Annotated in this window: 11 protein-coding genes and 1 pseudogene; 4 read left to right on the forward strand and 8 right to left on the reverse strand. The window is 50.2% G+C overall.

Going from position 1 to position 13,802, the window contains the following annotated elements:
• Positions 1–41 precede the first annotated feature (41 nt).
• Positions 42–749: a CTP synthase C-terminal region-related (seleno)protein gene (locus ACU8YC_RS00445; protein WP_151225351.1), complete on the forward strand. Its 708-nt coding sequence runs from the start codon at positions 42–44 to the stop codon at positions 747–749.
• A 35-nt stretch (positions 750–784) separates the two neighbouring features.
• Here ACU8YC_RS00445 and ACU8YC_RS00450 read toward each other — a convergent pair whose 3' ends face one another.
• The gene (locus ACU8YC_RS00450; RefSeq protein WP_151218978.1) at positions 785–1,972 is read right to left on the reverse strand and encodes a CynX/NimT family MFS transporter; all 1,188 of its coding nucleotides are present in this window, start codon (positions 1,970–1,972) and stop codon (positions 785–787) included.
• A 99-nt stretch (positions 1,973–2,071) separates the two neighbouring features.
• Here ACU8YC_RS00450 and ACU8YC_RS00455 point away from each other — a divergent pair.
• Positions 2,072–2,870, forward strand: a pseudogene (locus tag ACU8YC_RS00455) (AraC family transcriptional regulator).
• Here the strand turns inward: ACU8YC_RS00455 and ACU8YC_RS00460 are convergent.
• The 5 genes from ACU8YC_RS00460 to yeaG form a co-directional block, all read right to left on the reverse strand.
• Positions 2,847–3,293: a DUF441 domain-containing protein gene (locus tag ACU8YC_RS00460; protein ID WP_003832453.1), complete on the reverse strand. Its 447-nt coding sequence runs from the start codon at positions 3,291–3,293 to the stop codon at positions 2,847–2,849. The pseudogene ACU8YC_RS00455 and the gene ACU8YC_RS00460 sit on opposite strands and share 24 nt — an antisense overlap.
• A 137-nt stretch (positions 3,294–3,430) precedes the next feature.
• On the reverse strand, positions 3,431–3,934 hold the full coding sequence (locus ACU8YC_RS00465) for a YbaK/prolyl-tRNA synthetase associated domain-containing protein (protein ID WP_151218980.1): 504 nt from the start codon (positions 3,932–3,934) through the stop codon (positions 3,431–3,433).
• A 43-nt stretch (positions 3,935–3,977) separates the two neighbouring features.
• Complete coding sequence (gene dgcJ, locus ACU8YC_RS00470; RefSeq protein WP_187252564.1) at positions 3,978–5,468, reverse strand: diguanylate cyclase DgcJ; 1,491 nt, start codon at positions 5,466–5,468, stop codon at positions 3,978–3,980.
• A 152-nt stretch (positions 5,469–5,620) separates the two neighbouring features.
• On the reverse strand, positions 5,621–6,904 hold the full coding sequence (locus tag ACU8YC_RS00475; RefSeq protein ID WP_048214373.1) for a YeaH/YhbH family protein: 1,284 nt from the start codon (positions 6,902–6,904) through the stop codon (positions 5,621–5,623).
• 195 nt (positions 6,905–7,099) lie between these two features.
• The gene (yeaG, locus tag ACU8YC_RS00480) at positions 7,100–9,034 is read right to left on the reverse strand and encodes a protein kinase YeaG (RefSeq protein ID WP_043016649.1); all 1,935 of its coding nucleotides are present in this window, start codon (positions 9,032–9,034) and stop codon (positions 7,100–7,102) included.
• Positions 9,035–9,467: 433 nt separating this feature from the next.
• Between yeaG and ACU8YC_RS00485 the strand changes: the two genes are divergently transcribed.
• Positions 9,468–10,214, forward strand: coding sequence for a MipA/OmpV family protein (locus ACU8YC_RS00485; RefSeq protein ID WP_151218982.1), 747 nt, complete (start codon positions 9,468–9,470; stop codon positions 10,212–10,214).
• 159 nt (positions 10,215–10,373) lie between these two features.
• Complete coding sequence (locus tag ACU8YC_RS00490; protein ID WP_187252563.1) at positions 10,374–11,228, forward strand: aldo/keto reductase; 855 nt, start codon at positions 10,374–10,376, stop codon at positions 11,226–11,228.
• A gap of 112 nt (positions 11,229–11,340) precedes the next feature.
• On the opposite strand, the gene ACU8YC_RS00495 is transcribed toward ACU8YC_RS00490, so the two are convergent.
• Together ACU8YC_RS00495 and gapA are read right to left on the reverse strand one after the other, a co-directional pair.
• Positions 11,341–12,225 (reverse strand): D-hexose-6-phosphate mutarotase, encoded by an 885-nt coding sequence (locus tag ACU8YC_RS00495; protein ID WP_446894903.1) that lies wholly within the window; start codon positions 12,223–12,225, stop codon positions 11,341–11,343.
• Positions 12,226–12,493: 268 nt separating this feature from the next.
• Complete coding sequence (gene gapA, locus ACU8YC_RS00500) at positions 12,494–13,489, reverse strand: glyceraldehyde-3-phosphate dehydrogenase (protein ID WP_446894904.1); 996 nt, start codon at positions 13,487–13,489, stop codon at positions 12,494–12,496.
• Between the last annotated feature and the right edge of the window lie 313 nt (positions 13,490–13,802).

A 13,802-nucleotide genomic window follows, 5' to 3' on the forward strand; every position in this document is an offset into this window, starting at 1 on the left:
CCTTATAGTGTCCCTCATTGTCTGGACATAAGGAAAGTTTAATGGAAATTTCCCCGATTAAAGATACGCTTCGCATTGCGCTGGTGGGCGATTACAACCCCGATATTGTGGCGCATCAGGCGATTCCTCTTGCCATCGATGATGCTGCTGCCGTCCTGGAATTAGTGGCTGATTATGACTGGCTAACCACATCTGATATCAGCAGCAGTGAGGATCTGGTTGGCTATGATGCCATCTGGGTCGTGCCAGGCAGTCCTTATCGCCACCTGGAAGGGGCGCTGATCGCGATACGCTATGCGCGTGAAAACAGCATCCCATTCCTGGGAACCTGTGGCGGTTTTCAGCATGCGATTCTGGAGTATGCCCGCAATGTGCTGGGCTGGAGCGATGCCGCCCATGCGGAAACAGATACCACGGGTCGGATAGTGATCGCACCGTTGAGCTGTTCGCTGGTAGAAAAAACGGATGATATTGAACTGCGTGCCAATACGCTGATTGCCAAAGCCTACGGACGGGATGTTATCTCGGAGGGATACCACTGCAACTATGGCGTATCGGAAGATTTTGCCGCTTTGCTGGAGAGCGGCGATCTTCGTGTTACCGGTTGGGATGAAGCAGGTGATATTCGCGCCATTGAGTTGGTGACGCATCCTTTTTATGTCGGCACACTCTTTCAGCATGAACGTGGGGCACTGGTGGGAAAACCCGTGCCGTTAGTTCAAGCGATGCTGCGCGCTGCGCGAGGATAAAAAACGGGCAGGTCGATCACCACCTGCCCGCTGCATTATGCGCTCGCTATCTCCCGATTGCGTCCCGCACACAGACCAAATACCGCCATCAGCATTGCCAACACGGCGACCCCGGCTAACGGCATCAGCCAGCTCCCGTTGAGGTCGTGAATTTTCCCCATCAGCGGTGGCCCGCAGGCGGCCAATAAATACCCGACAGACTGTGCCATGCCGGACAAGGCCGCAGCCTGATGCGCCGAGCTTGCGCGCAGGCCAATAAAGGTCAAGCCGAGGATCATAGTCGCGCCTGAGCCAAAACCAAACAGTATGGTCCACAGCAAAGCCTGGTCGGGTATGAGGGCGAATCCCGCCGCGCCGATAGCGCACATTAACGAAACCAGAGCGGCGATGGCGCGCTGATCCTTAAATCTGTTCAGAATGAGGGGAATCAATAACCCCGGCGCGGCAGTTGCCAACTGCAGTAAACCATGCAACGAACCGGCCTGAGATTCACTGTAGCCATGGCTAATTAAAATGGCGGGTAGCCAGCCGATGATGACGTAATAGACAAGGGAGTTGATCCCCAGAAACAGCGTCACTTGCCAGGCGAGGCCAGAGCGCCAGATTGCGCGGGAATGCAAGGCGCGCGAGTTACTCAGGCTGGCATGAGCGGTCTGGCGGCATTGAGGCAACCAGATAATCAGCGCCAGAAGTGGAAAGGCTATCAGAACCATCAGCGCCCCGCGCCAGCCAAATCCACTTAATGCCAGCGGTACTACAATGGCCGAACCCAGTGCGGCCGCCGCGCCCATGGTCAGCGAGTATGCGCCAGTGAGTTTTGCCACATGTTGGGAAAAATCGCGCTTAATCAACCCGGGTAGTAGCACATTTCCCAGAGCGATACCGCACCCAATGGTGGCAGTACCACTAAACAGGAATCCTGACGAAGGTAGCGAACGTATCGCAATACCTGCGCAAATCAACAGCATAGCGGCAAACAGGCTGCGTTCGATGCCCCAACGGCGCGCAACGGCGGCAGCCAGGGGGGATACCAGCGCGAAGGCCAGCAGCGGCAGAGTGGTCAGAAGTCCCGTCTGGGCGGTACTCAGGCCGTAGTCGGCGCGAATGGCATCCAGCAATGGGGCCGCTCCGGTAAAGGTGACACGCAGTGTGGTGGCAATCATCAGGATCCCCGCGATCAGCAGCACTGTGTTTTTGCCGCGGGAGGAGGGTGTAGTAATCATTTTTTTCTCATATCGTCAGGCGAGGCGATACTTTAGCGTTTTTACACTATGGATGAATCAAGCTAAAATGACAGTTTATCGCTAAAATAGGACATTATTATGTTGGGGCTGAGACTGGATGGTTATGAACCCGATTTGCATCATGATGCAGCGGTCGCATTTTGTATTCAGGCTCGGGAAGATGAACTTTTCAGCCCTCTGCATCAGCATCGTAAGGGGCAATTGATCCTGGCGCTGCATGGCGCGATCACTTGTGAGGTTGAAAACGCCATGTGGATGGTGCCTCCGCAATATGCGGTGTGGATCCCCGGCGAAATTCCACACAGCAACCATGTTACAGTGGGCGCGCAATTATGTTTTCTGTTTATTGAACCGCAGGCGGTCGTGATGCCTGAACGCTGTTGCACGCTTAAAATCGCCCCATTATGTCGGGAACTCATTCTGGCGCTGGCGTCCAAAACGGATGCTCAACGACTGGAACCGGTAACCCAGCGGTTGATGCAGGTGTTATTTGATGAACTTCCGCAGCAGCCGCAGGAGCAAATGCAATTGCCGGTATCCGATCACCCGAAAATCCGCAGAATGGTGGAGACGATGGCGCGGGAGCCTGCGCAGTGGCAAACGCTAGGGCAATGGGCCAGCGAATTTGCGATGAGTGAGCGAAACCTTGCCCGTCTGGTTGTCAGGGAAACAGGATTAAGCTTTCGTCGCTGGCGTCACCAGCTTCAACTGATCCTTGCGCTGCAGGCGCTGATAGATGGTCATAACGTGCAACAGGTTGCGCAAATGCTCGGTTACGATTCGACCACAGCATTTATCACCATGTTCAAAAAAGGCCTGGGACAAACACCAGGCCGTTATCTGGCGGGGCTGGCTACTGCTTCCCAACAATCAATGAGACCAGACCTGCCGCAATGAGCGGTCCCACCGGCACACCGCGAAAGAGCGCCACGCCCAATACCGTGCCGACCAATAAACCTGCAACAAGCTGGGGCTGACTGCCCATAAGCGTGACGCCGCGCCCGCCGAGCCATGAGACAAATACCCCAACGGCAATAGCGACCAGTGATTTCCAGTTCACAAAGGAGTGGATGAGCGTGGAGGGCGGTAGCGTTCCACTGGCTATTGGCGCCATGACGCCAATGGTCAGAATGATAATCCCGACGGTCAGACCCTGTTTTTCTATCCATGGGAAGAAAGTATTGAGAGGGGTAACTCGAACAATGATCAGCACCAGGATTGAAACAGCGACAGTGGTGTTGTGGCTGACAAAGCCCAGAGCTGCCAGTCCGAGGAGGATCAGCAGAGTGACATCAAACATCGTAGTTTCCTTACCAGAAGAAATAATAAGCCTGTTTACTGTACGCGTAAACGCGTGACGGAACAGGCTTTTTTTATGATTATGATTTTTTTTTGGCTAACGCACGAGGCGACGTTTTTTACTGCTAACGCCAACCGTTATTGCTCGCGGCGGAAAGGGATTAATTCAGGTTGCGCGATACGCAGATAATCTGTGGTATCCATGATCACAGATTTTTCCAGCAACCCGGCATTAAACGCAATTTCATTGAAACGCTCAAACAATAGCGGATCGGCAACCAGTTTGAGATTAGGATGGAAGCTAAACGGTGGGATCGCGCCAAAAACGCAGCCTGTCAGTGCATCGACTTCCGCCGGGCTGGCAAGCGATGCTCTTAACCCACCAATATGACCCGCTAACAAACTGAGATCGGCCTGCTGGTCCGCGGGAAGAATTGCCAGCACATGCTGATTAACGCCATTGCCTTTGACCTTACAGACCAGGGCTTTTGCTCCCTGGCCAAGTGCGGTGCCGCGAATTTCAGAAACCGCCTCACATTTGCCGACGGCTTCATGGCTTACCACGCGGTACGTTGCGCCTTGCTCTGATAACAGCGAAATTAAACGCTCATGCGTTGCGTTACCTTTGTTCACTTCCGTCATGACTGACTCCTGGTACAACAATGAAAATCCTGCAGAAAAATAATCACACACCGGCGCGTTTTTTCTGTTTGTTCAGATAAAGCTGTGCATCAGATGCTTTGTAAGCATCATCAATAGTGTCGTTCGGCTGCATATTATAAACCCCGGTGGAGAAGCTGATGGATATATCATGCGCAATAATTTTTAAGTTATAGCGAATCCTTTCCAGCAGGCGGGGCGTTAAATCACTGGGGTGGTCAATGAGGATAATACAAAACTCATCGCCACCGAGGCGGATGGCATAATCGCTTTTGCGAATAGAGCTTTGAATGGCTTTGGCCAGATGGGTGATAATCCGATCGCCTTCTTTATGCCCTAATGTATCATTGATGACTTTCAGCTTATCGCAGTCGATGGCGATAAAAGTAACGAGAGTGCCCGCATTGACCAACTGCTGCAAACGTTGTTCGAGCGTAGGGGTTAAAATTTTCCGATTGTAGAGTCCGGTCATTGCGTCACTGATATTTTCGCGCGTGACGTTGTGATACAAGCGAAAATGCGTTCTGACCAAATTCAACAGCAGAATTGTTGCCAGCAGATAGAAAGCGAAGATTTTCCAGGACGAGACAATAAAATACATTAAATCAAGTGATAAGGTGACTCGTATTCCACCTGGAATGTCTTTCTCGTAGTGAACATAGTGAAACAGGTCAGTCTCACTTTGGTTAACGAGGATTTCTCTACCGGAGCTGATATCCGAGAGCGTAACGTTAAGATAGCGCCAGACCAGAGGCCGGTCGCTGGTATAAAAAATATTCTTTAAATTCTCTTTGTTGATATCCACCATTACTACACCTTTTAACTTACCGGTATAGTAGACCGGCGTTAAAAAGCTCATCACCTTTTTCCCGGTCAGGTTATCCTGATAAATACTGGAGATCACCGTGCGCCCAGTGAAAATACCGTCAATATCATTCTGGTCGATGCCCAGGCTGCCTTTTTGCAAAAATGTCCAGTTATGTATCGCAAATTGGCGCGAGTCGATCCGGTCATAAAAATAGACGTAATTATTTTTGAGGTCGACGTAATATCTGAATTTATACTCCAGCGTACCTAAACCCTGACCGTAATCTTTCTGTTCTCGATTAGCGTTGACCGCCTTATCAAAAGAGGGCAGCAGGAATATGTCTTCAAGTTTTTCGCTACATTTCGTTGAGGTGGTTTGCAGCGTTCCGTGCAAAAGCGGGTAGTTATGCTCTATGAGATTGAGCCCATGAGTGCCGTTCACGCTGTCGAAAGCGTTGCAAAGTGTTTTTTGTTGTTCGACAGAAGCGGGTTCCTTGGGGGATGAAAATGTGCGCATCAGATGGGCTGCAATGCTTTGATTAGTATACCTATCATAAAGAAACGATGAATCGGCTTTCTCATTGATATAGCGCATATACGCATTCATTGCTTTATCGCTGGCAATGAGCTCATAAACCAAAAAAGAAGACGTCAAAACAATTACGCTTACGGAGATAAAGAGCCTGAGCGCTTTATGATGCAATTTCATAATGATTTACAGCCCTGGAGTAGAGATGCGATTTTAGCACATGCACCAGTAACGCTCTAACGGAGCGGCGGGATAAACCATTGCAAAATGTCACTATTCTGGAAAGAGGAATACAATCAGCCGGAGCCAGAGCTACGGCTGATTGTTGTCGGTCAATTATTACTGGTTGTACTTTGCTTATGGAACAGTTCGCGAAATACTGGGTAAATATCATCCTGATCGCGAATATGCTGCATCGCAAAGTTATCAAAGGTTGATTGCAGATGTTCGTATTCACGCCACAGGGTCTGGTGAGCGCGGCGAGTGATTTCGATATAGCTGTAATACCGCACTACCGGCAGCAGTTTTTTCGCCAGAATTTCATGACACAACGGTGAATCATCCGCCCAGTTATCACCGTCCGAAGCCTGTGCGGCATAGATGTTCCACTGCGCCGGGTTGTAGCGCTCTTTTACCACTTCATCCATTAGCTTCAACGCGCTGGAAACAATGGTTCCCCCGGTTTCCTGAGAGTAGAAGAACTCATGCTCATCCACCTCTTTCGCCTGGGTATGGTGGCGAATATAAACCACTTCCACGTTTTTGTAGGTCCGGCTCAGGAACAGGTACAGCAGGATATAAAAACGCTTAGCCATATCTTTGGTCGATTGATCCATTGAGCCGGAAACGTCCATCAGACAGAACATCACCGCCTGGCTGGAAGGATCGGGCCGTTTTTCATAATTTTTGTAGCGTAAATCAAAGGTGTCGATAAACGGTACGCGTTCGATTTTTGCCCGTAATTCGGCAATCTCTTTGCGTAACCGTTCCTCTTCCAGCAACTGCGCGGGTTCACTTTTGGCAATGGTTTCCAAATCCGCTTCAAGCGCGTGCAGCTCGCGACGCTTACCTGCGGTCATGGCCGTACGGCGTGCCAGTGAGTTTTGCAGTGAGCGCACCACGCTGATGTTGGCCGGCACACCGTTAGAGGTAAAACCTGCCCGGTGCGTTTTATACTCCGTTAACTGGCGCTGCTGATTCTGCTTCAGGTTAGGCAGTGCTAAATCTTCGAACAACAGATCGAGATATTCATCTTTAGAGATCTGGAAGACGAACTCATCCTGTCCTTCGCCGTCCTGGCTGGCCTGGCCTTGCCCGCTGCCTGAACCGCCGCCTCCGCCCTGCGGGCGTTCAATACGGTCGTTCTGTACAAAATGGTCGTTACCCGGATGCACACGATGGCGCAGTCCACCACGCCCCTGATGAAACATCGGTTCGCTAATATCATCGGTAGGAATAGAGACAGATTCGCCGCTATCCACATCAGTCACCGAACGCTTGTTAATGGCCTCGGAGATCGACTGTTTAATTTGCGATTTATAACGGCGTAAAAAGCGCTGGCGGTTTACCGTGCTCTTGTTCTTGCCGTTAAGACGCCGGTCAATAAACCAGGTCATAAGCCCCCCGTACTGCATTTGCCAACTTACGCTTCATCCTTCAAGTTGTCTCTGCGTTGGCTCACTCCAGTCACGTACTTATGTACGCTCCTGGGGATTCACTCATTTGCCGCCCTGATACCTCTTGAATGATTTCGCGTACAGAAGAACTGTTGGCCCGGTAAATGGATAAAATTTTCCGGGCCGTTTATGTTGTTAAGATGATTTACGTACGCGCAAATACCATTCGCACAGTAAACGCACCTGTTTACGTGTGTAGCCTTTTTCCATCATACGGTCGACAAAATCGTCGTGCTTTTTCTGCTCGTCAGTCGAGGTTTTCGCATTGAACGAAATGACCGGCAGCAGTTCTTCGGTATTGGAGAACATTTTCTTCTCAATAACCGTGCGCAGTTTTTCGTAACTGGTCCAGTTTGGATTACGACCGCTGTTATTCGCTCTGGCACGCAGAACAAAATTGACTATCTCGTTACGGAAATCTTTCGGGTTACTGATACCAGCCGGTTTCTCAATTTTCTCCAGTTCTGAGTTCAGCGACTCACGGTCAAACAGTTGACCGGTATCCGGGTCGCGATACTCTTGATCCTGAATCCAGAAATCCGCATAGGTGACATAACGGTCGAAAATGTTCTGTCCGTATTCGGAATAAGATTCGAGATAAGCCGTCTGGATCTCTTTGCCGATGAATTCAGCATATTTCGGGATCAGGTAGCCTTTCAGGAATTCAAGATAACGTTCAGCTAACTCCTGCGGGAATTGTTCACGCTCGATTTGTTGCTCCAGTACGTAAAACAGATGCACAGGGTTAGCTGCCACTTCGGCATGGTCAAAGTTAAAGACGCGAGAGAGGATCTTAAACGCGAAACGCGTTGACAGACCATTCATTCCCTCATCGACCCCGGCGTAATCCCGATACTCCTGATAGGATTTCGCTTTAGGATCGGTATCTTTCAGGCTTTCACCATCATAAACGCGCATCTTCGAGTAAATGCTCGAGTTCTCCGGCTCTTTCAGGCGAGAAAGAATGGTAAAGCGAGAGAGCGTTTCCAGCGTGCCCGGTGCGCAAGGTGCATGGGTCAGCTCGCTATGATTAAGCAGTTTTTCGTAAATTTTGATCTCTTCGGAGATCCGCAGGCAATAAGGCACTTTGACAATGTAAACACGGTCAAGGAACGCCTCATTGTTTTTGTTATTACGGAACGTCACCCATTCGGACTCGTTCGAGTGGGCAAGAATAATCCCGTTAAACGGCAGGGCAGAGATACCTTCTGTCCCGTTGTAGTTTCCTTCCTGGGTTGCGGTCAGCAGAGGATGCAGCACTTTAATCGGTGCTTTAAACATCTCAACGAACTCCATAATCCCCTGGTTTGAGCGGCACAGTGCGCCCGAATAACCGTAGGCATCAGGATCGTTTTGGGCGTGGTGTTCGAGCTTACGAATATCCACTTTCCCGACCAGCGCAGAGATATCCTGGTTGTTTTCATCACCAGGCTCTGTTTTAGCGATAGCGATCTGCTCCAGAATAGACGGCCAGACTTTGACAACGCGGAATTTTGTAATGTCCCCGCCAAAATCATGCAGACGTTTCGCAGCCCAGGGCGACATGATCGTCCCGAGATAGCGACGCGGGATCCCATACTCTTTTTCCAGAATTTGCGCGTCTTCCTGCGGATTAAACAGGCATAATGGATGATCGTTTACCGGGCTACGTTCGCCGTTGGCACTCAGGACATAAATCGGTACTCGCTGCATCAGCGACTTCAGCCGTTCAGCAAGAGATGATTTCCCCCCTCCCACAGGCCCCAGCAGATACAGAATCTGCTTCTTCTCTTCCAGACCTTGAGCCGCATGCTTCAAATAAGAAACAATCTGCTCAATGGCATCTTCCATGCCGTAAAACTCTTCAAATGCGGGATACCGTGCAATCACCCTATTCGAAAAGAGTCGAGAAAGTCGAGGTTCGTGGGCTGTGTCGACCATGACAGGCTCACCAATAGCCATTAATAGCCGCTCAGCCGCATTGGCATAAGCACTGCGATCTTGCCGACAAGTGGTAAGAAACTCCTGCAGTGTGAACTCTTCGTCCTTGGCAGCTTCATAACGCTGGCGATAGTGATCGAATATATTCATGGTATGCCGTCCTTTCGTTTTTTAGCACATGTTAAGAGCCGTTCATATGAATAGTAGAGGCCCCTGAAGAGGTAAACTGAACGACGTCGTTGCCGAAGAAATAAGCAACTCTCATGCCATTGTGGTGGTCAGGAGATCAACGTATTCGGTGATACACCTTCTAAAATTAAGCGTAGATGGCATTTGCAAAACTTGCCTGTGCGCGCAAATGAATTTCAATGGCATATCAATAACTCATCGGCAAAAAAAGCACATCTAATGTAAAGATATTGGGCAGGATTCATGCGGTGTTCACCTTCCTGCAAGCAAATTGTCATCACTCGCTGAGAAATTAGGGGGTTACATTCTGGGGGGAATACGTAAAATAGTTGGGTTGAAGCGTATTGGCGGTTACACTTTGACCGCTACACATTTGAATAAGGAATTATGGACTGTGACCAAACTCAAACTTCTGGCATTGGGCGTCCTTGCCGCAACCGCAGTTAGCACCGCACAGGCGGAAAGTCAGTGGACTGTTGGTGCTGGTGTCGGCGTGATTAACAGCCCGTACAAACAGTATGACCGCGATGTTTATCCCGTTCCGGTTGTTACCTATGAAGGCGATAACGTCTGGTTCCGCGGTCTGGGTGGTGGCTACTATCTGTGGAATGACACGGCAGATAAGCTCTCCATCATGGCGTACTATGATCCGACGCACTTCAAGCCGGGTGATAGCGATAGCCATGCTCTGCGCCAACTCGACAAGCGCAAAGGCAGCTTGATGGCTGGCCTCTCGTATGTACATAACACCCAGTATGGTTTCCTGCGCACCGCACTGGCGGGTGATACCCTGGATAACAGCAACGGCTTTATCTGGGATCTGGCCTGGCTCTACCGTTACACCAATGGTGCGCTGACTCTGACGCCGGGTATCGGTGTGCAGTACAGCAGCGAAAACTACAACGACTATTATTATGGCGTTTCCAATAAAGAGTCTCGCCGCAGTGGCCTGAAAAGCTACAACGCTGACGATGGATGGGATCCGTTCCTGGAGCTGACTGCGAGCTATAACTTCCTTGGCAACTGGGACGTATACGGCACAGGCCGTTATGTGCGTTTGAGTGATGAAGTGAAGGATAGCCCGATGGTTGATAAATCCTGGTCTGGCATCTTCTCGGTGGGTGTGACCTACAAGTTCTGATATCACTGCGTGTCAAATACTAGCCCGCTGAGATGCGGGCTTTTTTACATCATTAAAATTAAGATAACCCCCAGATCATGATGGTGCAATTTGTGCACCTTAACAGGACATATGCCAGTAGTTTTGCTTTACTGTGGTGCATCAACACAGGAGGGTGCGATGACCGTGAAACAGGTGATGTTTACAAAACAGGTATCACTTCCTGCTATTGGGCAGGGTACATGGTATATGGGCGAGGATGCTGGCCGACGCCGGGATGAAGTATCTGCGCTGCGGGCTGGTTTGGATCTCGGCCTGCGGCTGATCGATACCGCCGAAATGTATGCTGATGGTGCAGCGGAAGAGGTGGTTGGTGAAGCATTGACGGGGTGCCGTGATAGCGCTTTTTTAGTCTCGAAAGTTTACCCATGGAATGCGGGTGGGCAGAAGGCCATTGCTGCTTGTGAAGCGAGTCTTCGCCGACTGAAAACCGATTATCTGGATCTCTACTTGTTGCACTGGACGGGAGATTTTTCATTTGCCGAGACCGTTGACGTCATGGAAGTGCTTATCGCACAGGGCAAAATTCGCCGTTGGGGGGTGTCTAATCTCGATTACGATGATATGCAGGCGTTATGGCAGGTCGCTGGTGGGCGGGAATGTGCAACTAACCAGGTGCTCTATCATCTGGCATCGCGCGGTATTGAATATGATTTACTGCCGTGGTGCCAGCAGCAGCAGATGCCGGTCATGGCTTACAGTCCGCTGGCTCAGGCGGGGCGATTGCGCAGTGGCTTGCTTTCTAACCCTGTGGTCAACGACATCGCACGCACACACCATGTTAGCGTCGCGCAGATTTTACTGGCGTGGGTGATTCGTCTTTCGGGCGTGATGGCGATCCCAAAAGCGGCAAGCGTAGCGCATGTCGAACAAAATGCTGCCGCGTTGGAAATCACGCTCTCGGTTGATGAACTGAAGCTGTTGGATGAGGCATATCCGGCACCAAAAGGTAAAACGGCGCTGGATATGGTCTGATTTGTCAAATGACGATGCTCAGGTCTCCGGCTACGTGTTGTTTGTAGGCCGGATAAGGCGTTAGCCGCATCCGGCATGGTGCTCTGAGCTGTTTCAGGCAATGGAGACAATCTTAGCGTTTAGCAACCTGAATGGTTTGCGCCAGGCGAGACGGTTTCTCGGCGGTAGTTTTCTGCGGTTCGGTCGCGTAAGCCGTTTCGACGCAAACAAACGTTTTGTAGCCATCATCCGGCATGTCGCCCATGCTAATGGATAGCGCCGGGCCCGGGTTCCAGCCGACAACGTTCAGATGGTGGTGATGGATCACGTTAATATTGCGATTCAGCGTATCATCATGAATGACGCTGCACGCTTGCGGATTCAGATAAACACGATCGGTGCGGTCTGGGAAAGTCTGAATGCCGTCAGTCAGTACATCTTCTTTAGCATCATTCACTTTATCGATCAGGCGATCGCCAAGACCACTGACTTTCACTGCCGCAATATCACCGACGTTGAAATAGGTATGCAGCGCGGAGGTGGTTTCAAACTCACCGTGAGCTTCCAGTTCCATCTCGCAGGTGGCGCCTACTTTGAAGCGGGCTAGCAAGCAGAATTCGTGTGGCCACAGCTGACGCGTTTCAGCGCTACTTTGCAGCTCAAATGTCAGGACCACGCCATTGTCGTCTTCATTGTGCGCTTTCAGCGTCCATGGCAAGTTACGAGCAAAACCATGAGAAGGCAAACCTTGTTGAGTCGCCGGGCCAAACCACGGCCAGCAAATGGGGACGCCGCCACGCAGCGCTACGCCGGTTTTGAACGGGGTATTGTTACTTAGCCACAGGACTTCCTCTTCGCCGTTTGGTTTCCAGGATAGAAGATGTGCGCCCTGCAGCGCGAAAGAAGCTTTAACCTGTGGGTGATCGACAACAAGAACCTCAAGCTCATCAAGCTGACGGCGGGATAGGACAGGGGTAATTTGTTCGATTACCGGAAGTGCAAAAATTTTATTAATCATTACGCAATCCTTTTTAACCTTGAATAATTCGGGTTGCAGGACGGCGGCAAGTGAACGACAAATTCGTCAGGAACGAATTTGAACAACCGAAGGTTGCCTTCGGTCAGGGACATGGATGTCCCTGATCCACCTCGATGAGCTTACTGTAGTAAGCGATTCGAGTGAGAGAGCGTAGCCAACACACCTGCAACTTGAAGTATGACGGGTATCTTCAGGCAAAAAAAAGAGCGACCAGAGTCGCTCTTACAGATTACTGTTTCATCTCAACTTATTTGGAGATGTGAGCAATCAGATCCAGAACTTTGTTAGAGTAGCCGGTTTCGTTGTCGTACCAGGATACCAGTTTCACGAAGTTGTCGTTCAGTGCGATACCTGCTTTAGCATCGAACACGGAAGTGCAAGCTTCACCGTTGAAATCGGTAGATACTACGTCGTCTTCGGTGTAACCCAGAACGCCTTTCATCGGGCCTTCGGAAGCAGCTTTGATTGCTTTCTTAATTTCTTCGTAAGAAGCAGCTTTTTCCAGACGAACGGTCAGGTCAACAACGGATACGTTCGGGGTAGGAACGCGGAACGCCATACCAGTCAGTTTGCCGTTCAGTTCTGGCAGAACTTTACCTACAGCTTTAGCAGCACCGGTAGAGGACGGGATGATGTTCTGGGATGCGCCGCGGCCGCCGCGCCAGTCTTTGTGAGACGGGCCATCAACGGTTTTCTGAGTAGCGGTGGTCGCGTGAACAGTTGTCATCAGACCTTCGATGATGCCGAAGTTGTCGTTGATAACTTTAGCCAGCGGAGCCAGGCAGTTAGTGGTGCAGGAAGCGTTAGAAACGATATCCTGACCTTCGTATTTGTCAAAGTTAGCGCCTTTAACAAACATCGGAGTGTTATCTTTGGACGGACCAGTCAGAACCACTTTTTTCGCGCCAGCAGTGATGTGCTTACGAGCGGTTTCGTCTGTCAGGAACAGGCCAGTAGCTTCAGCAACTACGTCAACACCAACTTCGTCCCATTTCAGGTTAGCCGGATCACGTTCAGCGGTAACACGGATTTTTTTACCGTTTACGATCAGATGACCGTCTTTCACTTCAACGGTACCGTTGAAACGGCCGTGAGTGGAGTCATATTTCAGCATGTAAGCCATGTAGTCAGCGTCTAACAGGTCGTTGATTGCAACGATCTCGATGTCAGAGCGTTCTTGAGCAGCACGGAAAACAATGCGACCGATACGGCCAAAACCGTTGATACCTACTTTGATAGTCATATATTCCACCAGCTATTTGTTAGTGAATAAAAGGTTGCCTGTAAAATTACAAAAACCTTACGCAGCGTCAAGCGGAATCGTGTCAATTATTGCGACAAATCAATCTGCTGCCTAAGCTTTGCGCAACTGACTCGCCTCACTCTTCCTTTGGGCTTGGAACCACATGGGGTCGGCGGCCCGAATTTTAAAGGGCAATTAAGATAAAAACGTGAGTCTGATCACGAATTACAGGCTGCCATTTCGCAAGGATCAAGTTTAGAACAAAAGTTCGCACTCCGGTGTTAATGTTTTGTTAGAATCTGTCTCGCAATGT

It is taken from the genome of Citrobacter sp. VF227 (assembly GCF_052950715.1).

Coding starts and splice junctions, on each gene's coding strand:
- ACU8YC_RS00465 (WP_151218980.1), bottom strand. CDS start 3,934: ATGACGGAAGTGAACAAAGGTAACGCAACGCATGAGCGTTTAATTTCG.
- ACU8YC_RS00495 (WP_446894903.1), bottom strand. CDS start 12,225: ATGATTAATAAAATTTTTGCACTTCCGGTAATCGAACAAATTACCCCT.
- dgcJ (WP_187252564.1), bottom strand. CDS start 5,468: ATGAAATTGCATCATAAAGCGCTCAGGCTCTTTATCTCCGTAAGCGTA.
- yeaG (WP_043016649.1), bottom strand. CDS start 9,034: ATGAATATATTCGATCACTATCGCCAGCGTTATGAAGCTGCCAAGGAC.
- ACU8YC_RS00460 (WP_003832453.1), bottom strand. CDS start 3,293: ATGTTTGATGTCACTCTGCTGATCCTCCTCGGACTGGCAGCTCTGGGC.
- ACU8YC_RS00445 (WP_151225351.1), top strand. CDS start 42: ATGGAAATTTCCCCGATTAAAGATACGCTTCGCATTGCGCTGGTGGGC.
- ACU8YC_RS00450 (WP_151218978.1), bottom strand. CDS start 1,972: ATGATTACTACACCCTCCTCCCGCGGCAAAAACACAGTGCTGCTGATC.
- gapA (WP_446894904.1), bottom strand. CDS start 13,489: ATGACTATCAAAGTAGGTATCAACGGTTTTGGCCGTATCGGTCGCATT.
- ACU8YC_RS00490 (WP_187252563.1), top strand. CDS start 10,374: ATGACCGTGAAACAGGTGATGTTTACAAAACAGGTATCACTTCCTGCT.
- ACU8YC_RS00475 (WP_048214373.1), bottom strand. CDS start 6,904: ATGACCTGGTTTATTGACCGGCGTCTTAACGGCAAGAACAAGAGCACG.